Origin of the sequence: Curtobacterium sp. MCBD17_028 (assembly GCF_003234875.1) — a bacterium.
Lineage (GTDB): Bacteria > Actinomycetota > Actinomycetes > Actinomycetales > Microbacteriaceae > Curtobacterium.
This window is the reverse complement of record NZ_QKTQ01000002.1, coordinates 403,376-426,588: the sequence shown is the minus strand read 5'-3', so window position 1 is coordinate 426,588 and position 23,213 is coordinate 403,376. Positions and strand designations below refer to the sequence as shown.

The following is a 23,213-nucleotide window of genomic DNA, read 5'->3' as shown; positions in this document are numbered from 1 at the left end:
CGTGTACCTGAAGAGCCTGACCCTCAGGGGGTTCAAGTCCTTCGCGCAACCGACGACCTTCGCGCTCGAGCCGGGCGTGACCTGCATCGTGGGTCCCAACGGCTCGGGCAAGTCGAACGTCGTGGACGCCCTCGCGTGGGTGATGGGGGAGCAGGGCGCCAAGACGCTCCGCGGCGGCAAGATGGAGGACGTCATCTTCGCCGGCACCTCGACGCGGGGACCGCTCGGCCGCGCGCAGGTCACCCTGACGATCGACAACAGCGACGGCGTGCTCCCGATCGAGTACGCGGAGGTCACGATCTCGCGGACCCTGTTCCGGAACGGCGGCAGCGAGTACGCCATCAACGGCGAGAACTGTCGCCTGCTCGACGTCCAAGAACTCCTGTCGGACACGGGGCTCGGCCGCGAGATGCACGTCATCGTCGGGCAGGGACAGCTCGACAAGGTGCTCCACGCGACGCCGGAGGACCGACGCGGCTTCATCGAGGAGGCCGCCGGCATCCTCAAGCACCGTCGGCGCAAGGAGAAGACGCTCCGCAAGCTCGACGCGATGCAGGCGAACCTCACCCGGTTGTCCGACCTCGCCGGCGAGATCCGGCGTCAGCTGAAGCCGCTGGGACGGCAGGCCGAGGTCGCGCGCAAGGCGCAGTCCGTGGCGGCGGTCGCCCGGGACGCGCGAGCCAGGATCCTCGCGGACGACGTCGTCCGGCTGCGGCGGGAGCTCGCCGAGCACCTCGCGGTCGAGGCCGGCCGGAAGAGCGAGCGCATCGTGCTCCAGGAGCGGCTCGACCAGGCGCGCATCCGACAGCAGCACGTCGAGCAGACGATGGTGGGTGACGACGTCGACCGGGCGCGGACGGTGCTCCACGGCCTCGAGAGCGTGCAGGAGCGACTGCGGGGACTGTCGACCCTCGCGAACCAGCGCCTCCTGCTGCTCGCCCAACAGGCGGACGTGCCCGCCCAGGGCCCCACCGTCACCCCGTCGATGGTCGCGGACGCGCGGGACGAGGCCGAGCGTCTCGAGGCGAACGCCGAGGACCTCCAGGGCGCGCTGGCGTCGGCGGCCGAGCGCGTGGCCCGGGCGCGTGCGTCGCTCGACGCCCTCGACGAGGAGATCGCGGCGCAGAGCGCACTCGTGTCGCAGCACGACCTGGACGCCCAGCGCCTCGGCAACCGCGTCGACGTGGCACGGCAGCGGCTCGCCTCCGCCACGGCCGACCGTGCCCGTCGGGAGCGGGCGCTCGCCGAGGCCGAGGAGCGTGCCGGACGCGCCGAACAGGAGCTCGCCGGGATCGCCCGCGACCCGGGACTCGACGCGGACGAGGACGACCTGGCGCAGCTGCTCACGGACGCCCGGGCGGCGCTCGAGGGCGCCCAGTCGCGACGGGACGAGGCGCGGGAGCGGCTGCATCGGCTCGAGCGCGAGCGTGACGCCCTCGCCGCACGCGTGACCGCGCTCGGGCTGTCGCTCGACGTCCGCGACGGCTCACAGGCGCTCATCGACGCCGGGCGCGCCGGGGTGCTCGGCCGACTCGCCGACCACATCCGGGTCGCCGCCGGGTACGAGGCCGCGGTCGCGGCCGCCCTCGGCGGACTCGCCGACGCGGTGCTCGCCGCCACCCGGTCCGCCGCGCTCGACGCCGTGACCGCCGCACGGACGAACGACATCGGTCGCATCGACGTCGTCGTCGCCGACGCCCCGGGCACGGGATCGCACCTGCCCCCGGCCCTCCCGTCCGGCGTCCGTCCGGCACTCGAGGTGGTCGACGGGCCTCCCGCGATCGTGGCGCTGCTCGCGGACACCGTCGTCGTCGAGCCGGGCGCGGACCCGGCCACGGCCGATCTGGAGGCCCTGCTCGCCGCCGTCCCGCAGGCGACGGTCGTCACCGCCGCGGGTGACGTCGTCCGCGCGGTCCTCGTCACGGGTGGCGGGGAACGCGCGACGTCGCGGCTCGAACTCGTGGCCGAGCGGGACACGGCGGCGAGCCGGCACGTCGAGGTCGTCGCGGCCGCCGACGCGGCGGGCACCGACCTCCGAGCTGCGCGTGACGCCGTGGACGCGGCACGCGCCGCGGCGGACGAGGCCGACCGCACCCTCCGCGCCCACGTGGCCGCGAAGGCGGCGTTCGACCGGGCGTCGGCGACCGCGCGCACCCGCGCGGAGAACGCGCGAGGCGAGGCCGACCGGCTCCGCGCCGCGCTCGCCGAGACCGCGGGCGCCGTCGAACAGGCGGAGCAGGCGCTCGCCGCCGCAGACCAGGAGCACGCCGCCTTCCTCGCCGCACCACGGCCGATCCTCGACGCGTCCGCGCGTGACGACCTCCTCGACGACCTCGAGGCCGCGCGGAGCGACGAGATCGACCAGCGCATCCAGGTCGAGACCATCCGTGAGCGGGCGCGCGCCGAACGGGCGCGGGGCGCGGCGTTGGAGCGGCAGCTGGCCGCGGAGCGCGCCGCCGCCGAGGAGCAAGCGCGCCTCGCGGTGATCCGTCGCCGGCAGATCGAGGCCGCCGAGGGGGTCATCGCCGACCTCCCCGCGGTCCTGGACGCCGTCGATCGCTCCGTGGTTGAGGCCCGCGTCCGGCTGACCGCCGCCGAGGCCGACCGTGCGCGGCGGAACACGGAGCTCCAGACCCTGCGGGCCGAGGAGCAGTCCCTCCGCGACCGGCTGCAGTCGGTCACCGACGGCCTCCACGGGCTCGAGATGGAGATCTACGAGAAGAAGCTGCACGTGTCATCGCTGCTCGAACGCGCCGGCAGCGAACTCGGCCTGGTCGAGCAGGTGCTCGTCGCCGAGTACGGCCCCGACGTCCCGGTCCCCGTGGACGTGCTCGTCGACCCCCGCGTGCGTGCGCGGCAGCACCGCGAGGCGATGCGCGCGGCGGGAGTCGACCGTGACGCGGATGTCGACGCCGACGCTGACCCCGCGACGCTCGATGCCGAGGTCTCCACACTGCCCGGCGGCCCCGCGCTCCCGGACCCGGACGCCGCGCCCCGCTCCGAGACCGAGGTCCCGACCGTGCCGTACGTGCGCGCGGAGCAGGAACGCCGGCTCCGCGACGCCGAACGGGACCTCGGACAGCTCGGCAAGGTGAACCCGCTCGCGCTCGAGGAGTTCCAGGCGCTCGAGCAGCGGCACCGGTTCCTCACCGAGCAGCTCGACGACCTGACGAGCACGCGGGGGGACCTCCTCACGATCATCGAGGAGCTCGACGGCAAGATGCAGGAGATCTTCCGCTCGGCGTTCGAGGACACCAAGCGGGCCTTCGACGAGGTGTTCCCGATCCTGTTCCCCGGCGGGACGGGCACGATCGAGCTCACCGATCCGGACGACATGCTCGCCACCGGCATCGACGTCGCCGTGCGCCCCGCGGGCAAGAAGATCGACCGGCTCACCCTGCTGTCCGGCGGCGAGCGCTCCCTCGCGGCGATCGCGCTGCTCGTCGCGATCTTCACGGCCCGGCCCAGCCCGTTCTACATCATGGACGAGGTCGAGGCCGCGCTCGACGACGCCAACCTCGGGCGACTCCTCACCGTGTTCGGACGCCTCCGGACCTCGTCGCAGCTCATCGTGATCACGCACCAGAAGCGGACGATGGAGATCGCCGACGCGCTGTACGGCGTCTCGATGCGGCAGGACGGCGTCAGCGCGGTCGTCGGGCAGCGCGTGCAGGACGCGGAGCGCGAGCGCGCCGCGAGCTGAGCGCCCCGATCAGCGGATCAGGCCTCGACGCGCTGGTCGTGATGGCCGTCGAGCGGTTCGCCGCGGCGGACCCGCCGCGCGGACACGACGAGGCTGACGATCGTCGCCACCGCGACGACGAGCACGATGAACGACAGCGAGAACCAGATCGGGATCTCCGGAGCCCACTCGATGTGGTGACCGCCGTTGACGAACGGGAGCTCGTTGACGTGCATGGCGTGGAACACGAGCTTCACGCCGATGAACCCGAGGATGACGGCGAGTCCCTGCCCGAGGTAGATGAGGCGCTCGAGGAGCCCGGAGATGAGGAAGTACAGCTGTCGCAGACCGAGCAACGAGAACGCGTTGGCGACGAAGACGATGTAGGCGTCCTGCGTCAGCCCGAAGATCGCGGGGATCGAGTCGAGGGCGAAGAGCACGTCCGTGAGGCCGAGCGCCACCATGACGAGCGCCATCGGCGTGAGGAGGCGACGGCCGTCGACCTTCGTGGTGACGCGGTCGCCGTCGTAGTCCTCCGAGGTCGGCAGGATGCGGCGCAGCACGCGGATCAGCCGCGACTCGCCGGCGCTCTCGTCCTCGTGCCCGCCGCGCGCCTGGCTCCAGGCGAGCCAGAACAGCAGCGCGCCGAACAGGTAGAAGACCCACGAGAAGTTGTCGATGATGACGACGCCGAGGGCGATGAACACCCCGCGTGCGATGAGCGCGATCGCGATGCCGACGAGGAGGACCTTCTGCTGGTAGGCGCGCGGGACCTTGAACGCGGTCATGATGATGAGGAACACGAAGAGGTTGTCGATGCTCAACGACTCCTCGGTGATCCACCCGGCGAAGAACTCGCCGCCCGCCTGGTGGCCGCCGAACGCCCAGACGCCGAGGCCGAAGAGGACCGCGATCCCGATGTACACGAGCGACCAGGTCGTCGACTCGCGGATGGTGGGCTCGTGCGCCTTGCGCACGTGCGAGAAGAAGTCGAAGACGAGGAGCGCGAGCACCAGCGCGATGGTGCCGAGCCAGACGGCGATGTGGACGTCCACGTGGATCCTCCAGTAGGGCCGTTCCCGGAATCGGGGACGACGACGACTGAAGGTCTCTTCCGCCGCCCGGACGAGCGGCCGATGGCACCGGGCCCGGATCGTCCCGGACCGTACTGACGGCACCACCGCGGGAGGAATACTCCCCTTCGTGGTGCCAGGCTACCGGTGATCGCGCGCGTTCGGCCCGCTCTAAGCTGGGAGCATGGCGAGTTCCTGGTCCCTCTCGAGTCGGCTCCGCGGGTTGTTCCAACGGCGCACGATCGACGAGACGACCTGGGAGGACCTCGAGGCCGCGCTCATCGGTGCCGACTTCGGGCCGGACATCACCGAAGAGGTCGTCGACGACCTCCGTGCGCAGGTCGACCGGTACCAGACGACCGATCCGGCGGACCTGAACCGGATGCTGCGCGAGGTGCTCGAGGAGCGCCTGTCGAAGCTCGACACCACGCTGAAGCTGTCGAACCGCCCGGCCGTCGTGCTCGTCGTCGGTGTGAACGGCGTCGGCAAGACGACGACGATCGGCAAGTTCGCCAAGTTCCTCCGTACCTACGACCGCAGCGTGCTCGTGGGCGCCGCGGACACGTTCCGTGCCGCGGCGGTGGAGCAGGTCGCGACGTGGGCCCAGCGCGCCGGGGTCGAGGTCGTGCGACCGCAGCAGCCCGGACAGGACCCCGCGTCGGTGGCCTACCAGACCGTCGACCGGGCGATGCGCGAGGGGATCGAGATCGTCGTCATCGACACCGCCGGCCGCCTGCACACCAAGGCGGGCCTCATGGACGAGCTCTCGAAGATCAAGCGCGTCGTCGAGAAGCAGACGGAGATCGCCGAGGTGCTGCTCGTCCTCGACGCCACCACCGGGCAGAACGGCCTCGCGCAGGCGCAGGCGTTCATCGAGGGCGCGGGCGTCACCGGTCTCGTCATCACGAAGCTCGACGGCTCGGCGAAGGCCGGGTTCGTGCTCAGCGTGCAGGAGAAGACGGGGATCCCCATCAAGCTCATCGGCCAGGGCGAGGGCATCAACGACCTCACGGGGTTCACGCCCCACGTCTTCGTGCAGAACCTCGTCGGCTGACCGTTCGACGCCTGGACGGTGACCGTGCCCGGGTGTCCGAACGGGCGCCGGATCAGGCTCGGGCCGGCATCCGATCGACCAGGGCGTCCGGTCGGATCGGCAGGCGACGGACCCGCACGCCGGTCGCGTCCCAGACGGCGTTCGCCAGCGCCGCGGCAGCACCGACGATCCCGATCTCCCCGATCCCCTTGCCGCCGAGCGGCGTGAGGTCCTCGCCGGGTTCGTCGAGCCACTCGGCGTGGATCGACTCCACGTCCGCGTTCGTCGCGACGTGGTACGTGGCGAGGTCGTGGTTGCCGATGTCGCCCGCCACGGGGTCGATCTCGGCGTCCTCGTGCAGCGCCATGCCGATGCCCCACGTCATCCCACCGACGAGCTGCGCTCGGGCCGTGCGGGCGTTGTAGATGCGGCCCGCGGCGAACACGCCCACCATGCGGTCGACCCGTACCTCGCCGGAGTCCGTGTCCACGCTGACCTCGACGAACTGCGCGCCGTACGCGTGCCGCGACCGCTCCGCGAGGTGCTGCACGTCGTCGTCGGTCCGCTCCGTCACCGAGAGACCGGAGGACGGCACGACCGCTCCGCGCTCGAGTCGCTCTCGCAACGAGCGGCAGGTCTTGTCGACCGCCCATCCCCACGAGGTCGTCCCGAACGACCCCGCACCGAGCGCGGCCTGCGGGAGCGTCGAGTCGGCGATGTGCATGCGGATGCGGTCCACCCCGACCTCGAGGGCATCGGCCGCGACCTGCAGGAGCACGGTGCGGGACCCGGTCCCGATGTCCGAGGCGGCGACGCCGACGGTGAACGTCCCGTCCGCCTCGGCGGTGACGGTCGCTCCGCTCGGGACGACGCGAGCGGGGTAGTAGGCGGCGGCGACACCCGCGCCCACCAGCCACCGTCCGTCGCGACGCATGCGCGGCTCGCGCCCACGGGCCTCCCACCCGAACAGCTCCGCCCCCCGGCGGAGGCACCCGACGAGGTTCCTGGTGCTGAACGCCGCCCCGTCGATCGGGTCGACGTCCGGCTCGTTCCGGAGGCGGAGCTCGACGGGATCGATGCCGAGTGCGGCGGCGAGCTCGTCCATCCCCGATTCGAGCGCGAAGCTCCCGGGTGCCTCTCCGGGAGCGCGCATGAAGCGGGGTGTCGGCACGTCGAGTGCGACGTACCGGTGCGAGGTGCGGCGGTTCGGTGCGGCGTACACGTGGCGGGTGCAGTCCGCCACCTGTTCGACGAACGTGCCGATCGTGGAGGTCTGGGTGCGGACGTCGTGACCGATCGCGGTGAGCGTGCCGTCCGGACGCGCTCCGAGGCGGATCCGGCTGGCGGTCGGCGTGCGGTAGCCACCGATTGAGAACACCATCTGCCGCGTGAACACGAGCTTCACACGACGGCCGGTGACGAGTGCGGCCATGGTGGCCAGGGGCAGATCGGGCTTCGGCGAGCCCTTCGAGCCGAACCCGCCGCCGACGTGCTCGGTGCGGAGCCGGACCGCGCTGTCGTCGATGCCGAACAGGTCGGCGACCACCCCTGCGGCCAGGGACGGCCCCTGCGTCGCCTCGATGAGCTCGAGCCGGGCACCGGCAGCGGCGCGTGGTCGACCGTCCTCGTCCTGCTCGCGCGACGGGCCGACCCACCACGCGGTCGCGGCGTGCGGCTCGAGCGGGTTGTTGACCTGGGGTGGCGTGGTGTAGGTCGCGTCGAGGACGACGTCCGCGTCGGCGAGCGCGCGGTCGAGGTCGCCCTGGTCGGTGTCCGGCTCGAGGTCGCCGTTGATCGACTCCGGGGCGACGAACACCCCGGGGGCGTCGTCCGGACCGAAGGACGGTTCGTCGGGGAACACCGTGTCCGCCGGCTCGGCGTCGTAGGTCACCCGGAGCGCGGCCGCGGCCGCCCGCGCGGTCTCGAAGGTCTCCGCGACGACGAGCGCGACCGGTTCGCCCCGGTAGTGGACGCGGTCACTCTGCAGCACGAAGAGCTCGGTCGTCGGGACGGCGGTGAGCCGTGGTGCGTCGTCGGCCGCGATCACGGTGACGACCCCCGGCATGGCGAGCACCGCCTCCCGGCCGATCGCCACGACCCGGCCGCGTGCGATCGCGGCCTGCACGACCCACGCGTAGCAGGCGACGTCCTCGCCGCCGGTCTCGGCGGCGTACCGAGCCCGTCCGCGGACCTTGTCGGCGCCCTCGACCCTCGGGAGGGGCGCGCCGAGCACCGGTCCACGTCGCTGCTCGTCCACCGACTCCATGCGCACCGCCTCGTCCACGACCACCTGCGCGGCGATCTCGAACCCTTCTACTCCCGGACAGCTCGCGCCCGCGGGGCTAGCGTCGACGGTGGTCGGGCGGTCGCCCGGCCGTCGGCTCGACCCGGAGGCTCTCATGCGCTGGCTCCTCACCATCGCGATCATCGTCGGCATCGTCCTGCTGGTCGTCGGTCTGCTCGGCGCAGCCCTGCGCATCCTGCTCTGGATCGGGATCGTCGTGCTCGTGATCGCGGTGATCGGGTGGTTGGTGCGCCTCGTCACCGGTCGTCGCGCCTGACGACCGGCGCGCGCGCCCGCGGTGGGCGGGCCGGGAGGCACGGCACGGGTCCGGCGCGTAGAATCGCGGGACCATGGCGCAATTCGGCACACTCTCCGATCGGCTCACCGAGACCTTCCGCAACCTGCGGTCCAAGGGTCGACTCACCCCGTCCGACGTCGACGGCACCGTCCGCGAGATCCGGCGTGCCCTGCTCGACGCCGACGTGGCGCTCGAGGTCGTCAAGTCGTTCACGGCGTCGGTCCGCGAACGCGCCTTGTCGGACGAGGTCAACAAGGCGCTGAACCCGGCCCAGCAGGTCGTCCAGATCGTCAACGAGGAACTCGTCGGGATCCTCGGCGGCCAGCAGCGCCGCCTCGAGTTCGCGAAGCGCCCGCCGACGGTCATCATGCTCGCGGGCCTCCAGGGCGCGGGCAAGACGACGCTCGCCGGCAAGCTCGGCAAGTGGCTCAAGAAGGACGGCCACACCCCGATGCTCGTCGCCGCGGACCTGCAGCGGCCGAACGCGGTCACGCAGCTCCAGGTGGTCGGCGAGCAGGCCGGCGTCGAGGTCTACGCGCCCGAACCGGGCAACGGCGTCGGGGACCCGGTCAAGGTCGCCAAGAACGCGATGAAGGTCGCGGTGGACCGGCAGTTCGACACCGTCATCGTCGACACCGCCGGGCGACTCGGCGTCGACGCCGAGCTCATGAAGCAGGCGGCGAACATCCGCAAGGCCGTCGACCCGGACGAGGTCCTGTTCGTCATCGACGCGATGATCGGTCAGGACGCCGTGGCGACCGCGCGCGCCTTCCAAGAGGGCGTCGACTTCACCGGTGTCGTGTTGTCCAAGCTCGACGGTGACGCCCGCGGTGGTGCCGCGCTGTCGGTGGCCAGCATCACGGGCCGACCGATCATGTTCGCGTCCACGGGCGAGAACCTCGACGACTTCGAGCCGTTCCACCCCGACCGCATGGCCAGCCGCATCCTCGACCTCGGTGACGTCCTGTCGCTGATCGAGCAGGCGCAGCAGGCCTTCGACGAGGACGAAGCCCGCAAGGTCGCCGAGAAGATCGCGACCGACTCGTTCACGCTCGACGACTTCCTCAAGCAGATGCAGCAACTCCGCAAGGCGGGGTCGATCAAGAGCATGCTCGGCATGCTGCCCGGCGCGAAGGGCATGCGCGAGGCCCTCGACTCCTTCGACGAGCGCGAGATCGTCCGGACCGAGGCGATCATCCAGTCGATGACGCCGCAGGAGCGTGCGCTGCCGAAGATCCTCAACGGGTCCCGTCGCCTGCGGATCGCGCGCGGTGCCGGGTCGACCGTCACCGAGGTCAACCAGCTCGTGAACCGGTTCGAGCAGGCCGCGAAGATGATGAAGACGGTCGCCAAGGGCGGCGTCCCCCAGGTGCCCGGCATGGGCCCGGTTCCCGGTGCGTCCTACGCGGGCAAGCGGCAGCAGCCGAAGAAGAAGGGGTCCAAGGCGGGCAACCCGGCCAAGCGCGCTGCGCAGAACGCGGCCATCGCGTCCGGACCGCAGGCGCCGACGGCGCCGACCGGCGGTGGCTTCGGGCTCGGTGGTGCGAAGAACCCGAAGGCGCCCACCGAAGAGGAGATGGCCGCGCTCGGCAAGTTCCTGAACCGGTAGCGGCGGGACGGACGTGCGGTGCGCCTCCCGTCCGTCCCGTCGGTCGCCCGGTCACAGCACCGCGTCGATGCTCTCCCCGAGCTCGGTGACCAGGGACCGGACGACGGCCCGCATGTCGTCCTCGTGCTCTGCCGCGACGCGGAGCTGCCGCTGGTAGGACGCGCCCTCCTCGAGGACGCGGTCGAGCCCGTGGAGCTCCTCGAGGCACCCCAGGCGCTCGGCGACGGGCTCGAGTCGTACGACGAGGTCGCGGACGTCGTCGGACACGAGGCGCTCGTCACCGGCGGCGTCCACGATGATCTCCGCCTCCATCCCGTACCGGGCCGCACGCCACTTGTTCTCGCGCACGAACCAGGGCTGCATGGTGGGGAGGGTCTCCCCGGCGTCCAGCCGATCGGACGCCTCGGTCACCAGGCACTGCACGAGCGCGGCGACCGCGGCGAGTTCGTGCGCCGTGCTGATGCCGTCCGAGACGCGGTTCTCGAGCGTCCCCCACTTCGGCGACGGTCGGAGGTCCCAGCGCAACTCGGTGTGGTCGTCCACGACACCGGTGCGCACCATGTCGTCCACCATCTCCTCGTAGTTCGCCCACGCACCGAACTGCGGGGGGAGTCCCGCCGTCGGCAGCTGCTGGAACATGAGCGCACGGTTCGAGGCGTAGCCGGTGTCGACGCCGGCCCAGTAGGGACTGGACGCCGTCAGCGCCTGGAGGTGTGGCACGGACGCGAGCATCGCGTTGAGGATCGGCAGGGCCTTCTCGCGGTCGTCGATGCCGACGTGGACGTGCACGCCCCAGATGAGCATCTGGCGACCCCACCAGCGCGTGCGATCGATGAGGGTCGTGTACCGCTCACTGTCGGGCGTGACCTCCTGCTGGTCCCACTGCGCGAAGGGGTGCGTACCCGAGCACATCACGTCGGTGTCGAGCACGTCAGCGGCCGTGCGCACCGCGGTCACGATGCCGGCCAGGTCGCGGACCGCGTCGCGGACGGTGTCGTGGACGCCCGAGACGACCTCGACGGTGTTCGTCAGGAGCTCGTTCGTGACCCGGTCGTGTCCGAACCGCTCCCGCACCGCGAGGAGCACGTCGGGCGCCCGCGGCGTGAGGTCGCCCGTGGTGCGATCGACGAGCGGCAGCTCCCACTCGATCCCGATCGTGGACGGTCGTGACGACGTGAACGCGATGTCCATGCGCGGCCTTTCGGAGGCGGTCGGTGGGCCCGGGGACACGGCTCCGTCGCCGGCTCGGGACACGCGCCCGGGGTCGGGCGCCGGTTTGTCGGATCGGGTCCCATCCTGCCTCGTGCATTGTCGGACACGCACAACAACGGCTCCCGCGCGTCGTTCCCCCGGCGGTTTCGACCCGCGCTCGGCGAGGACTACGGTGGATCCGCTCCGCCACGGAATGAGGTACGCATGCAGCTGGTCGTCCGCGGGACATCCGCACCCCTCGTCGGGGAACTCGACATCCCCGTGTCCAAGTACCACGCGCATCGAGCGCTGGTCCTCGCATCACTGGCGGAGGGCACCAGCGTCGTGTCGGGCATCAGCACGACGCGGCAGGTCGAGTGGACGGTCGGGACGCTGCGGGCGCTCGGTGTCGACATCGTGCGACGGGGCAACGACTACCTCGTGACGGGGCTCGGCGGTCGCTACGTCGCCACCGACATCGTCGACCACGGCTCCCGCGGCGCCGACGGTCTGCTCAACATGGGCTCGTCCGGGACCACCCTCTACTTCATGACGGGCCTGGCCGCACTCGCCGACCGCCCGATGACGCTCACGGGCATGAAGTACTTCCAGCGGCGCCCGATCAAGGCGCTCCTGACCTCGCTCACGCAGATGGGCGTCGAACTCGAGGCGACGAACGACTGCCCGCCCATCACCGTGCAGCCCCGACGGCCGCGCGGTGGCGACGTCTCGATCGCCGGCACCCTGTCGCAGTGGGTCTCCGGCCTGCTCCTGGTCGCCCCGTTCGCCGAGCAGGAGACCCGCATCCACATCACGGGCGGCCGCCTGAACGAGCAGCCCTACGTCGAGCTGACGGTCGCGATGATGCGCCAGTTCGGACTGACCGTCGAGGTCTCGGACGACTGGCTCGAGTACCGCGTGCCGGCGAACCAGCGCGCGACGCCGCACGACTACGTCATCCCGCCGGACATCGGCTCGGCCGCGTTCGGGATCGCCGCCGCGGGCATCCGCGAATCGGACGTGCTCCTGCGTGGGATGACCTCGTTCCGGACCGCCGACACCGACCACCCCGAGAGCGAGTTCCTCGACCTCGCCACCGCGATGGGCGTCCCGATGCGCATCGACGAGGAGACCGGGTTCGTGCGCATCACGCACGACGGCTCGCCGCTCCGGCCACTCGACATCGACTGCCAACCGATCCCGGACCTCCTGCCCATCCTGTCCACCATGGCGACCTTCGCCGAGGGCACGAGCCGCCTGTGGAACGTCGCGCACATCCGTCTCAAGGAGTCCGATCGTGTCGCCGCCATGCTGCAGCTGAACCGGATGGGCGGCCGCGCGGAGCAGGGCGCGGACGAGCTCCGCGTCACGGGGGTGCAGCAGCTCACCGGATCGCCGATGTCGTCGTTCAACGACCACCGCGTGCTCATGTCGCTCGCCGTCGCGGCGTCGAAGGCCGACGGCGTGTCCGCGCTCACCTACCCGAGGGCGTACCGCATCTCCTACCCGACGTTCCTCGAGGCGATGAACTCGGTCGGGCTCGACATGGAGGTCGGGGACGCCACCGCGGCGCTCGCCGCGGCCGACTCCGCCGAGGGCTTCGACCCCGAGGACGCCGCCGAGGACCTCGGCGCCGTCGCCGCCGAGGAGACCGCGGTCCCGGCGGGGATCGACGCCGAGCCGCTCGTGCTCAGCGAGCGCGTCCGGGCACTCGCCGAGTCGGACCCCGACGGAGCCGCGGTGATCGAGGTCGGCGGACCGGCCGCGGTCACGACCACGTGGAAGCAGCTCCAGGACGAGGCGGACCAGGTGTCCGCGCTCCTGCTCGAGCTCGGCGTGCGCAAGGGCGAGTCGGTCGCGATGCAGCTGCCGAACTGGCGGGAGTTCGTCGCCATCACGCTCGGCGCGGTCCAGATCGGCGCCGTCGCGACCCCGATCATGCCGGTGTTCGGACCGCGTGAGACCACCATGACGCTCGCGCGGTCGCGTGCCCGCGTCGTGTTCCTGCCGAACGTGTTCCGCAAGCGCCGGCCCGCGATCGAGCTGCTCGACGTGGTGGACGAGGCCGCTGCGCAGAACCGTCGGCTCGCGGTCGAGCACGTCGTGGTCCTGCGGTCGGAGGCCCGCGGGCACCAGGACACCCCGACGAACCTGCCGCCGATGCCCGTTGACGCCATGGACCGCGTCGACGCCTCCGAGTGGAACTGGCGGTACTACGACACCGCGCTCGAGTCGGTCCAACCGGACACCGCGCAGATCCGCTCGATGTCGCCCGGTCCGGACGACATCTGCCAGCTGCTGTTCACCTCCGGGACGACGGGGGAGCCGAAGGGCGTCCAGCACCCACACCGGACGCTGGGCCTGGCCACCGCGATGCACGTCGCGCAGACCGGCCTCGGTGCCGAGGACCGCATCTACATCCCGTCGCCGTTGGCACACCAGACCGGGTTCCTCTACGGCATGCTCCTGGCGTTCCGCCTCGGCGTCGCGCAGGTGATCCAGCCCGTCTGGGACGGCCGCGTGGCGCTCGACCAGGCGTTCGGAGCGGCCGGGGCGACGTTCGTGCAGTGCGCGACGCCGTTCCTGACCGACCTCGTCGACCTCGTCGAGGCCGGGGCCGAGCAGCCCGCGTCGTTGCGGATCTTCGTGCCCACGGGCGCCGCGGTCCCACGCGCGCTCGCGCAGCGCGCCGCGACGGTGCTCGGGAGCGCGATCCTCGGCGCCTTCGGCACGAGCGAGACCTGCCTCGGCGCGCTCTCGAGCCCGAGCGACGACCCGGCGGACGCATACGGGCACGACGGGCGCGCCTTGCCGGGCATCCGCCTGCGCATCGTCGACGACGAGGGCGCCGAGCTCCCGGTGGGGAGCGAGGGCAACTTCGAGCTGCACTCGCCGACGATGTTCGACGGGTACCTCGACCGCCCCGACCTCACCGACGACGTGTTTACCCCGGACGGGTGGTACCGCACCGGCGATCTCGCGCGGATCGACGACAAGGGGTTCCTCAGCATCACCGGCCGGGTGAAGGACGTCATCAACCGCGGCGGTGAGAAGATCCCCGTGGTCGAGATCGAGAACCTGCTGTACCAGCACCCCCTCGTCACGGACGTCGCGATCGTCGCGATGCCCGACGAGCGACTCGGGGAACGTGCCTGCGCGTTCGTGGTGTCGTCGCGTGACGACGAGACCCTCGACTTCGGTGCGATGCAGCAGTACCTCGAGCACGCCAACGTGTCGAAGTACTACTGGCCGGAGCGGCTCGAGTACATCGGCGAACTGCCGCGGAACGCGGTGGGCAAGGTCCAGAAGAACGTCCTGCGCGAGCAGGCCGCGGCGCTCGTCGCCCAGAAGGAGAACTCATGACGCAGGTGACCGAGACCGTGGCCCCGTTCGACGAGGACGCGTTCCAGCAGCTCAAGGCCGAGGTGGACGCGTGGGTGCGCGGCCCCGGCGAGGACTACGCGAACGAGATCGAGCGCACCGGGCAGGTCCCCCCGCAGGTCCTCGTGGACCTGCGCGAGCGTGGGTGGCTGGGCCTGGCGGCGCCCGTCGAGCTCGGCGGTCGTGGGATCCCGTTCCCGCGCTACCTCGAGATCATGGAGATCATCTCGCGCTCCCACGGCTCGATCCGCATGCTCGTGCACGTCATCAACGGCACGTGGCGCGCCATGGCGCCGTACGCGACCCCGGAGCAGCTCGAAGAGGTCGTCAAGCCGTCGATCGCCGGTGACACGCTCGTGGCGTTCACGCTGACCGAGGCGACCGCGGGTACCGGTGCGGACATCCGCACGACCGTCCGGCGCGAGGGCGACACGTACGTCATGAACGGCGAGAAGCACCTCATCACGTTCGGCGTGAAGTGCGACTACTGGCTGCTGGCGGCGCGGCTCGAGGGGTCGACGGGCCAGGAGGGCACGGTCGCGTTCCTCATGCCGAACTCGGGTCTGCCGGGTGCCGAGGTGATCGACGACTCGGACACCATGGGCATCCGGGGCACCGACCACGCCATCCTCAAGTTCCACGACGTCCCGGTGCCGGTGTCCGCGCGCCTCGGCGAGGAGGGCCAGGGGCTCGAGGTCGCGCTCGGCGGGTTCCTCCTGCCGAGCCGCGTGTCGGTCGCGATGAGCGCCGTCGGTCTGGCCGAGCGTGCGAACGAACTGGCCGTCGAGTACGCGAACACCCGCGAGACCTTCGGCAAGAAGCTGAGCAGCCGACAGGCGATCCAGTTCTACCTCGCCGAGAACTACGCGGACATCGCGGCCGCGCGGGCCCTGGTGTACGAGGCCGCCCGCGCCTACGAGGAGGGCCGTCCCGACGCGGGAACGCTCTCGAGCGCGTCGAAGATGGTCGCCGTGGACATGCTCGCGCGGGTCACCGACAAGGCCCTGCAGGTGCACGGCGGATCCGGCTACTGGAAGCGCAACACGATCGAGCGCGTGTACCGCGACGCCCGTGCGCAGCGCTTCGAGGAGGGCACGAACGAGATCCAGAAGCTCGTGGTCGGCCGCGCGGTCGTCACCGGACAGGCGCGATTCTGACATGACCTCGGTCGGGAGGCGCGGGGCGGGCCCGTCCCGTGCCTCCCGACCGTCAGCACCAGCGTGACCGTCCCACCCGCGTGACGTCCGCCCCACCCCCGACCGGCGCGCACGCGCCGGCACCAGCGAGACAAGGAACCCCCGTGGCCGACACCACCAGTGCACCCGTCGCCGTCATCACCGGCGCATCCCGCGGCATCGGCCGCCTGCTCGCGAAGAAGCTCGGCGCGCGCGGCGTCACCGTCGTCGTGACCTACAAGGGCAACGCCGACCTGGCCGAGGAGTCGCTCGCCGACGTCAAGGCCGCCGGTGGTGACGGCATCACCGCCCAGGTCGACATCGAGCAGCCCGAGTCCATCGACGCGCTCTTCGACGTCGTCCGCGACACCTACGGACGGCTCGACTACTTCGTGGCGAACGCGGCAGCCAGCGCGTTCAAGGCCGTCAAGGAGCTGAAGCTCCACCACCTCGACCGCAGCTACGCGACCAACGCGCGGTCGTTCGTGCTCGGCGCCCAGCGCGCGGCGGAGCTCATGGACGACGGCGGTCGGATCGTCGTCGTCACGTCCTACGGCTCGCTGCGGGCGTTCCCCACGTACGCCGCGCTCGGCGCCGCGAAGGCGATGACCGAGTCCTACATGAAGTACATGGCGGTCGAGTTCGGTCCGCGGCAGATCACCGTCAACGCGGTCAACGGCGGACTCATCGACACCGACTCGCTCGACTACTTCTACTCGAACGTCCCCGGTCAGGCCCCGATGCACACCGTGCTCGAGAAGCTGCCGCTGCAGCGGCCCGGCACCCCGGACGACATGGCGGACGCGGTCGACTTCCTGCTCTCGGACAAGGCGTCCTACATCACCGGACAGGTGCTGTCGGTCGACGGTGGGCTCACCGTCATCGCGCCGCCCTTCTGGTCGGACACGACGTCGCCGCTGCGCGACGCCGTCCTGCCGGAGTAGGACCCCCGCGCCCATGTCCGACCCGTCGACACCGCTGACGACCGCCGCACCGCTCGCCGTCACCACGACCCCGTGGTCGCTCGGTCCGATCACGTTGCCGCATCGTGTCGTGATGGGCAGCATGCACACCGGACTCGAGGTGCACGACGACGGGGGCGCCGGCATGGCCGCGTTCTACCGGGAGCGAGCCGCCGGGGGAGCGGCGCTGCTCATCACCGGCGGCATCGCGGTCAACGACGAGGCGCGCGGCGGCCCGGACTTCGCGGTGTTCGGGGTGGGGGACACCGACGACCGCTTCCGCACCGCCGTCGACGCCGTGCACGCCGAGGGCGGCGCCATCCTCGCCCAGCTCTTCCACGCTGGTCGCTACGCCCTGGTCGCCGGGCTCACGGACCGGAACGGTGCGCCGCAGCGCGCCGTCGCGCCGTCGCCCCTGCCGTGGGCGGCCGCGCGCGGTGTCGTGCCCGAGGCGCTGACCCACGACGAGGTCCTCCGGACGATCGAGGACTTCGCCGACGCGGCCCGGGCCGCTCGGGACATCGGGTTCGACGGCGTCGAGATCATGGCGTCCGAGGGCTACCTCGTCAACCAGTTCTGCTCGCCGCTCACGAACCAGCGGGACGACGCATGGGGTGGCGACCCCGAGCGTCGGCGGCGGTTCGCCGTGGAGGTCGCGCGCGCCGTCCGCAGCGCGGTACCGGACCTCGCGGTGACGATCCGCCTGTCCGGGGTCGACCTCATGCCGGGGTCGTCGTCGCCGGAGGACGTCGACGCACTCGTCCGCGACCTGCTGCCGACCGGGATCGACGGCATCAGCGTCGGGGTCGGCTGGCACGAGTCCCGGGTACCGACCGTGCAGGCCGCCGTGCCGCACGGTGTCTGGCTGTCGTACGTCGAACGCATCGCGCGCGTCGTGCGCTCCTCCGACCGCCCGGACGTCCGGGTGCTGGCGTCGAACCGCATGACCGACCTCCGCGACGTCGAGGCGGTCCTCGAACGCGGGCTCGTCGATGCGGTGGCCCTCGCCCGCCCGTTCCTCGCCGATCCGTCCATCGTCGGCACGAGCCTCCGCGGCCGGTTCGACCTGGTCACGACGTGCATCGGCTGCAACCAGGCGTGCCTCGACCGGTCGATCGTCGGTCAGCCGGTGTCGTGCCTCGTGAACCCGCGGGCCGCTCGTGAGGTCGCGTTCCCGGTCCGTCCGACTGCCGAGCCGAAGCGGATCGACGTCGTCGGCGGGGGACCGGCGGGTCTCGCGGCGGCCGTCGACGCGGCGCGTCGCGGGCACCGGGTGCGACTCTGGGAGCGCGCGGACGAGCTCGGCGGGCAGTTCGGGCTCGCCTCCCGCATCCCCGGGAAAGAGGACTACGCCGGTCCGGTCCGGTCCGCGCACGCGGAACTCGTCGAACGCGGCGCGGAGGTCCTGCTCGGCCGGACCGCCACCGCCGCCGACCTCGCCGACAGCGACGGCGTCGTGCTCGCCTCCGGCGTCGTGCCCCGCACGGTGACGATCCCCGGAGCGGACCTGCCGCACGTCGTCACGTACGAGCAGGCGCTCCGGCACGGCGTTCCCGCGGGCAGCGTGGCCGTGATCGGCGGCGGTGGGATCGGTGTCGACACGGCCGCGTTCCTCGTGGAGTCGCCCGACGAGTCACGTCGGGCCGCGGAGTTCGACGAGCGCTGGGGGCTCGACGGCTTCGACGGGCTCGTCGGTGACCTGCCGCAGCGCGAACCCGCCGCTGCCCGCACGCTCCGGCCGGGGCCCGACGTGACCGTGCTCCGCCGCTCCGGCAAGTTCGGACAGGGTGTGGGGATCACCTCGCGCTGGGTCGCGCTCGGCCGTCTCCGGGACGCGGGGGTCCGCTTCATCGGAAGCGTGCGCGAGTACGTGGGGATCGAGCCCGGGGTGCTCCGGATCCTCGACGAGGACGGCACACCGGTCGCCGTGCCCGCGGACACGGTGGTGCTCTGCGCCGGGCAGGAGGCGTCGAGCGACCTGGCGTCGGAACTCGCGGCGACCGGGGTGCCGTTCGCGGTCGTCGGCGGTGCGCGGGACGCCCGTTCGGTGGACGCGGTCCGCGCGACCACGGAGGCGCTCGAAGCGGTCCGGCGGCTCGCTCCCTGACGCCCGATCGCGTGCCGGTTGGCGAGCCTCCCGGTCATCTGCAAGAATGAACGGTCGAGTCCTGCCCGCCCGACCCTCTATCAGGCGGTGCGCGACTTCCATCCGAGCTTTCGCCGCGTGTGCCCCCACGCCCACGGTCGGCAGTTCAACCACTCTGAACACGCAACAGGAGCAAACGTGGCTGTCAAGATCCGCCTCAAGCGCCTCGGGAAGATCCGAGCGCCGTACTACCGTGTCGTCGTCGCCGACTCGCGCACCAAGCGCGATGGTCGTGTCATCGAGGAGATCGGCAAGTACCACCCGACCGAGGAGCCCTCGGTCATCGACATCGACTCGGACCGCGCGCAGTACTGGCTCGGCGTCGGCGCGCAGCCGACCGAGCAGGTCGCCGCCCTCCTCAAGCTCACGGGTGACTGGGGCAAGTTCAAGGGCGACGCCTCGGCGACGAGCACCGTCAAGACCGCCGAGCCGAAGCAGGCCTTCGTCGCCGACGACAAGAAGAAGCCGGTCCTCAAGCCGAAGTCGGAGAAGCAGGCCCCGGCCGCTCCGGCCGCGGACGCCACCGACGAGACCGCCGCCGAGGCATAGGTCTTGCTCGAATCCGCGCTGACGCACCTCGTCAAGGGGATCGTCGATCACCCTGACGACGTGCGCGTCGCCAGCTCCACCTCTCCGCGTGGCGAGGTCCTCGAGGTGCGTGTGCACCCCGAGGACCTCGGCCGCGTGATCGGACGCGCCGGACGGACCGCGAAGGCGCTCCGCACCCTCGTGTCGGCGCTCGCCGACGGTCAGCGGGTGCGGGTCGACGTGGTCGACACCGATTCCTAGTCGCACGACCCAGCTCCGGGTGGGTCGACTCAGCAAGGCGCACGGGCTCAAGGGCGGTCTCAAGCTCGAGCTCTACACCGACGACCCGGACCGTCGGTTCACCCCGGGAGCCGTCTTCTCGCTCCAGGTGCCGGACGATTCGCCGTGGTCCGGCAAGGACCTGGAGCTCCAGGAGCTCCGGTGGTACAACGCGCACCCCGTCGCGTTCTTCGTCGGTGTCCCCGACCGGACGGTCGCCGAGACGCTCGTCAAGGCGATCCTCTGGGTGGAGCAGGACGAGGACGAGCCGACGGGCGAGGACGACGCATGGTACGACCACCAGCTCGTCGGGCTCCGGGTCCTCCGCGAGGGCGTCGAGGTCGGGACGGTCGCGCGGGTCGACCACCTGCCGGCGCAGGACCTGCTGGCGATCGACACGCCGTCCCGTGGCGAGGTCCTCGTCCCGTTCGTGAGCGCGATCGTCCCGTCGGTGGACATCGCCGGGGGCACGCTCACCGTGACGCCCCCGACCGGGCTGTTCGAAGAGGTCATCGAAGCGCCCGAGGACGCCGCCGACGGCCCGGAGGACGCCGCCGGTGCGTCGGAGGCGGAGGCCGACGGGTCCGCCTCCGACCACGACGAGGACTGACCCGTGCGGATCGACATCGTCACGATCTTCCCGGAGTTCTTCGGCGTGCTGGACGTCTCGCTCCTCGGTCGCGCGCGGCAGGGGGGTCTGCTCGACGTGCACGTGCACGACCTCCGCGACCACACCTCGGACCGCCACCGGACCGTCGACGACACCCCGTACGGCGGCGGTGCCGGCATGGTGATGAAGCCGGAGCCGTGGGGCCTCGCGCTCGAAGGGCTCCTACGGCCCGACCGGTCCTCGACCCTCGTCGTGCCGACCCCTGCCGGGGTGCCGTTCCGACAGGAGACCGCGCGTGCCCTCGCCGAGCAGGAACACCTCGTGTTCGCGTGCGGCCGGTACGAGGGCATCGACGCGCGGGTCGTCGAGTGGGCGTCCTCCCGGGCGTCCGTGCGTGAGGTCTCGCTCGGGGACTACGTGCTCAACGGTGGCGAGGTCGCGGCGATGGCGATCGTCGAGGCCGTGGGGCGGCTCGTCCCGGGCGTCGTCGGCAACCCCGAGAGCCTCGCCGAGGAGTCGCACGAGGACGGCCTGCTCGAGTACCCGAGCTACACGAAGCCGGCGTCCTGGCGGGGTCTCGACGTCCCCGAGGTCCTGCTCAGCGGGCACCACGGGCGCGTCGCTGCGTGGCGCCACGAGCAGCAGCTCGAGCGGACACGGCGGGTCCGCCCGGACCTCCTCGGCGACTAGACGTCAGGCGAGGAGGGCGGCCCGCTCGGCGCTGCGCAGCGTGAGGACCTCCGGGCCGTCCTCCGTGACCGCCACGGTGTGCTCGACGTGCGCCGCCCGCGACCCGTCGCTGCTGCGCAGGGTCCAGCCGTCCTGGTCCTGGTAGAGCTCGTCCGTGCCGGCCATGAGCCACGGCTCGATCGCCATCACGAGACCGGGACGGAGGACCATCCCCCGGCCCGCGCGGCCGTCGTTCGGGACGTGGGGGTCGCCGTGCATCGAGCGGCCGACACCGTGGCCGCCGAACTGGAGGTTGACCGGGTAGCCCGCATCCCGTGCCACCGAGCCGATGGCCGACGAGACGTCGCCGAGACGGTTGCCGGGACGGGCCGCGGCGATCCCCGCGTCGAGCGCGCGCCGGACGGTCGCGACGAGGCGCTGGTCCTCGGCGCGCGGGGTCCCCACCTGGACCGTCACGGCCGAGTCCGCGACCCAGCCGTCCACGCTCGCGGCGAAGTCGAGGCTCACCAGATCGCCGTCGACGAGGCGCTGCGCGTGGGGCAGGCCGTGCAGCGCGGCGTCGTTGACGGACGTGCAGAGGTACCGGCCGAACGGCATCGCGCCGAACGACGGGTGGTAGTCGACGTAGCAGCTCTCCGCGCCGTGCTCCGCGATCATCCGACCGGCCAGCGCGTCGAGGTCGAGCAGGTCGACGCCGACGTCGGTGGCGTCGACGAGCGCGTCCAGGACGTCCGCGACGAACCGTCCGGCGGTGCGGAGGCCGTCGAGCTCGGCGGGGGTGCGCAGTTCGATCATGCACACCATCCTGCACCGCACGGGCCGCGCTTCGGCACGCCGACCCCGCGCGGGACGTGGTCCAGGCTGACGGCCCGGGTGGCGCTGGCCATACAGCCTGTGGCAAGATGGACAGCCGTGCCCTGGCCTGGTTCTGCCACGGGGGAACCGCCGCTCGTGGGGCACGCACCACATCTTCCCATCGATCAGCGACCGACCCGTGCGCGGCCGCAGAGAGTGACACATCATGAGCCAGCTCCTCGACCAGGTGGACGCCGCCTCGCTCAAGAGCGACATCCCCGCCTTCCGCGCCGGTGACACCGTCAAGGTGCACGTCAACATCATCGAAGGCACGCGCTCGCGTGTCCAGGTGTTCCAGGGCGTCGTGATCGGCCGACAGGGCCACGGGGTCCGCGAGACCTTCACGGTCCGCAAGGTCAGCTTCCAGGTCGGCGTCGAGCGGACCTTCCCGGTGCACTCCCCGGTGATCGACCACATCGAGCTCGTGACCCGCGGTGACGTGCGTCGCGCCAAGCTCTACTACCTCCGCGAGCTCCGCGGCAAGAAGGCGAAGATCAAGGAGAAGCGCGAAGCCTGATCCTCCTCGAAGGATCAGCCAGCGCGCCGAGCGTCGGCGAGGGCCTCCCGTCCATGTAGCGTGTTCGCTGGACGGGGGGCCTTCGCTGTCTCGTCCGTCACCGTTCAAGGACCAGCAGGACGTCAATGACCGAACCGATCACCGACGGGGAGACCCGTCGCCGGGGCGAGCCGCGCCGCCGCAATGGAGCGCTCACCTTCCTCCGCGACCTCGTCATCATCTTCCTCGCGGCGCTGCTCGTGTCGTTCCTCGTGAAGACGTTCCTGATCAGGTCGTTCTACATCCCCTCGGCGTCGATGGAGGAGACCCTCGTCCCGAACGACCGGGTCATCGTGAACGAACTCGTGCCGCACGTGGTCGGACTCAAGCGCGGTGACGTCGTCGTGTTCAAGGACCCGGGTGGATGGCTCGACGGCGAGCAGCTCCCCGACCTGACCCCGCACACGGCGCTCGGCAAGGCCGCCGAGTGGCTGCTCACGCAGGTCGGCCTCGGGACCGCGGACAGCGACGACCACCTGATCAAGCGCGTGATCGGGCTGCCGGGCGACAAGGTGTCCTGCTGCAACGACTTCGGACAGCTCTCGGTGAACGGCGTGCCCATCAAGGAGCCGTACATCACCCTGCCGGCGGGGGAGACCCGCGCATCCGGCACGGACTTCTCGATCACCGTGCCGGCCCACTCGCTGTGGGTGATGGGTGACAACCGGTACGACTCGAAGGACTCCCGGTACAACCGGCAGACGCCGAGCCATGGCTTCGTGCCGGAGTCCGACGTCGTGGGGCGCGCGTTCGTGATCTCGTGGCCGACGAGCCGGTGGTCGTGGCTCGGCGACTACCCGGACGTCTTCGCGGGCGTGGAGCAGCGGGACTCGTGACGGCGGCGGGCGCAGTGCGCGGCGC

General features: G+C 71.6%; 18 protein-coding genes. 14 read left to right on the top strand and 4 right to left on the bottom strand.

Going from position 1 to position 23,213, the window contains the following annotated elements:
- Position 1 precedes the first annotated feature (1 nt).
- Positions 2–3,703: a chromosome segregation SMC family protein gene (locus DEI86_RS04270; protein ID WP_111048871.1), complete on the top strand. Its 3,702-nt coding sequence runs from the start codon at positions 2–4 to the stop codon at positions 3,701–3,703.
- A 17-nt stretch (positions 3,704–3,720) separates the two neighbouring features.
- On the opposite strand, the gene DEI86_RS04265 is transcribed toward DEI86_RS04270, so the two are convergent.
- Positions 3,721–4,737: a TerC family protein gene (locus tag DEI86_RS04265; protein ID WP_111009299.1), complete on the bottom strand. Its 1,017-nt coding sequence runs from the start codon at positions 4,735–4,737 to the stop codon at positions 3,721–3,723.
- Positions 4,738–4,939: 202 nt separating this feature from the next.
- On the opposite strand from DEI86_RS04265, the gene ftsY reads away from it, so the two are divergent.
- On the top strand, positions 4,940–5,809 hold the full coding sequence (gene ftsY / locus DEI86_RS04260; RefSeq protein ID WP_111009298.1) for a signal recognition particle-docking protein FtsY: 870 nt from the start codon (positions 4,940–4,942) through the stop codon (positions 5,807–5,809).
- A gap of 52 nt (positions 5,810–5,861) precedes the next feature.
- On the opposite strand, the gene DEI86_RS04255 is transcribed toward ftsY, so the two are convergent.
- The gene (locus tag DEI86_RS04255) at positions 5,862–8,189 is read right to left on the bottom strand and encodes a xanthine dehydrogenase family protein molybdopterin-binding subunit (RefSeq protein ID WP_220038485.1); all 2,328 of its coding nucleotides are present in this window, start codon (positions 8,187–8,189) and stop codon (positions 5,862–5,864) included.
- Between DEI86_RS04255 and DEI86_RS16450 the strand changes: the two genes are divergently transcribed.
- Positions 8,188–8,349, top strand: coding sequence for a hypothetical protein (locus tag DEI86_RS16450; RefSeq protein ID WP_181434892.1), 162 nt, complete (start codon positions 8,188–8,190; stop codon positions 8,347–8,349). The genes DEI86_RS04255 and DEI86_RS16450 overlap by 2 nt on opposite strands.
- 73 nt (positions 8,350–8,422) lie before the next feature.
- The gene (gene ffh, locus DEI86_RS04245) at positions 8,423–9,979 is read left to right on the top strand and encodes a signal recognition particle protein (protein ID WP_111009296.1); all 1,557 of its coding nucleotides are present in this window, start codon (positions 8,423–8,425) and stop codon (positions 9,977–9,979) included.
- 51 nt (positions 9,980–10,030) lie between these two features.
- On the opposite strand, the gene DEI86_RS04240 is transcribed toward ffh, so the two are convergent.
- Positions 10,031–11,170, bottom strand: a complete 1,140-nt coding sequence (locus tag DEI86_RS04240; protein ID WP_111048870.1) for a glutamate--cysteine ligase — start codon at positions 11,168–11,170, stop codon at positions 10,031–10,033.
- A 225-nt stretch (positions 11,171–11,395) separates the two neighbouring features.
- On the opposite strand from DEI86_RS04240, the gene aroA reads away from it, so the two are divergent.
- The 8 genes from aroA (at position 11,396) to trmD (ending at position 20,941) form a co-directional block, all read left to right on the top strand.
- Entirely contained in the window at positions 11,396–14,533 is a 3,138-nt protein-coding gene (gene aroA / locus DEI86_RS04235; RefSeq protein ID WP_111048869.1) for a 3-phosphoshikimate 1-carboxyvinyltransferase, read from the top strand.
- Complete coding sequence (locus DEI86_RS04230; RefSeq protein WP_111009293.1) at positions 14,530–15,708, top strand: acyl-CoA dehydrogenase family protein; 1,179 nt, start codon at positions 14,530–14,532, stop codon at positions 15,706–15,708. Before aroA ends, DEI86_RS04230 begins: the two co-directional genes overlap by 4 nt.
- Before the next feature lie 143 nt (positions 15,709–15,851).
- Entirely contained in the window at positions 15,852–16,670 is an 819-nt protein-coding gene (locus tag DEI86_RS04225) for an SDR family oxidoreductase (protein WP_111009292.1), read from the top strand.
- 13 nt (positions 16,671–16,683) lie between these two features.
- Positions 16,684–18,795, top strand: coding sequence for an FAD-dependent oxidoreductase (locus tag DEI86_RS04220; RefSeq protein ID WP_111048868.1), 2,112 nt, complete (start codon positions 16,684–16,686; stop codon positions 18,793–18,795).
- Positions 18,796–18,972: 177 nt separating this feature from the next.
- The gene (gene rpsP, locus DEI86_RS04215; RefSeq protein ID WP_111009290.1) at positions 18,973–19,383 is read left to right on the top strand and encodes a 30S ribosomal protein S16; all 411 of its coding nucleotides are present in this window, start codon (positions 18,973–18,975) and stop codon (positions 19,381–19,383) included.
- Positions 19,384–19,386: 3 nt separating this feature from the next.
- Positions 19,387–19,623 (top strand): RNA-binding protein, encoded by a 237-nt coding sequence (locus DEI86_RS04210; protein ID WP_111009289.1) that lies wholly within the window; start codon positions 19,387–19,389, stop codon positions 19,621–19,623.
- A 19-nt stretch (positions 19,624–19,642) separates the two neighbouring features.
- A complete protein-coding gene (gene rimM, locus DEI86_RS04205) occupies positions 19,643–20,251 on the top strand; it encodes a ribosome maturation factor RimM (RefSeq protein WP_111048867.1) in 609 nt (202 codons plus the stop codon).
- Positions 20,252–20,254: 3 nt separating this feature from the next.
- Positions 20,255–20,941, top strand: coding sequence for a tRNA (guanosine(37)-N1)-methyltransferase TrmD (gene trmD, locus DEI86_RS04200; RefSeq protein ID WP_111048866.1), 687 nt, complete (start codon positions 20,255–20,257; stop codon positions 20,939–20,941).
- 3 nt (positions 20,942–20,944) lie between these two features.
- Here the strand turns inward: trmD and map are convergent, their stop codons facing one another.
- Positions 20,945–21,736 (bottom strand): type I methionyl aminopeptidase, encoded by a 792-nt coding sequence (gene map / locus DEI86_RS04195; RefSeq protein WP_111013720.1) that lies wholly within the window; start codon positions 21,734–21,736, stop codon positions 20,945–20,947.
- Positions 21,737–21,962: 226 nt separating this feature from the next.
- On the opposite strand from map, the gene rplS reads away from it, so the two are divergent.
- Positions 21,963–22,313 carry a 50S ribosomal protein L19 gene (gene rplS, locus DEI86_RS04190; RefSeq protein ID WP_111009285.1) on the top strand — a complete coding sequence of 117 codons (351 nt, stop codon included), beginning with the start codon at positions 21,963–21,965 and terminating at the stop codon, positions 22,311–22,313.
- Positions 22,314–22,438: 125 nt separating this feature from the next.
- On the top strand, positions 22,439–23,188 hold the full coding sequence (gene lepB / locus DEI86_RS04185; protein WP_111009284.1) for a signal peptidase I: 750 nt from the start codon (positions 22,439–22,441) through the stop codon (positions 23,186–23,188).
- The last annotated feature ends 25 nt before the right edge of the window (positions 23,189–23,213 follow it).

Excerpts from the sequence above, each read along its gene's own strand:
- ftsY (WP_111009298.1), top strand. The coding sequence starts at position 4,940 with ATGGCGAGTTCCTGGTCCCTCTCGAGTCGGCTCCGCGGGTTGTTCCAA.
- DEI86_RS16450 (WP_181434892.1), top strand. The coding sequence starts at position 8,188 with ATGCGCTGGCTCCTCACCATCGCGATCATCGTCGGCATCGTCCTGCTG.
- DEI86_RS04255 (WP_220038485.1), bottom strand. The coding sequence starts at position 8,189 with ATGAGAGCCTCCGGGTCGAGCCGACGGCCGGGCGACCGCCCGACCACC.
- ffh (WP_111009296.1), top strand. The coding sequence starts at position 8,423 with ATGGCGCAATTCGGCACACTCTCCGATCGGCTCACCGAGACCTTCCGC.
- DEI86_RS04240 (WP_111048870.1), bottom strand. The coding sequence starts at position 11,170 with ATGGACATCGCGTTCACGTCGTCACGACCGTCCACGATCGGGATCGAG.
- aroA (WP_111048869.1), top strand. The coding sequence starts at position 11,396 with ATGCAGCTGGTCGTCCGCGGGACATCCGCACCCCTCGTCGGGGAACTC.
- DEI86_RS04230 (WP_111009293.1), top strand. The coding sequence starts at position 14,530 with ATGACGCAGGTGACCGAGACCGTGGCCCCGTTCGACGAGGACGCGTTC.
- DEI86_RS04220 (WP_111048868.1), top strand. The coding sequence starts at position 16,684 with ATGTCCGACCCGTCGACACCGCTGACGACCGCCGCACCGCTCGCCGTC.
- map (WP_111013720.1), bottom strand. The coding sequence starts at position 21,736 with ATGATCGAACTGCGCACCCCCGCCGAGCTCGACGGCCTCCGCACCGCC.
- rplS (WP_111009285.1), top strand. The coding sequence starts at position 21,963 with ATGAGCCAGCTCCTCGACCAGGTGGACGCCGCCTCGCTCAAGAGCGAC.
- lepB (WP_111009284.1), top strand. The coding sequence starts at position 22,439 with ATGACCGAACCGATCACCGACGGGGAGACCCGTCGCCGGGGCGAGCCG.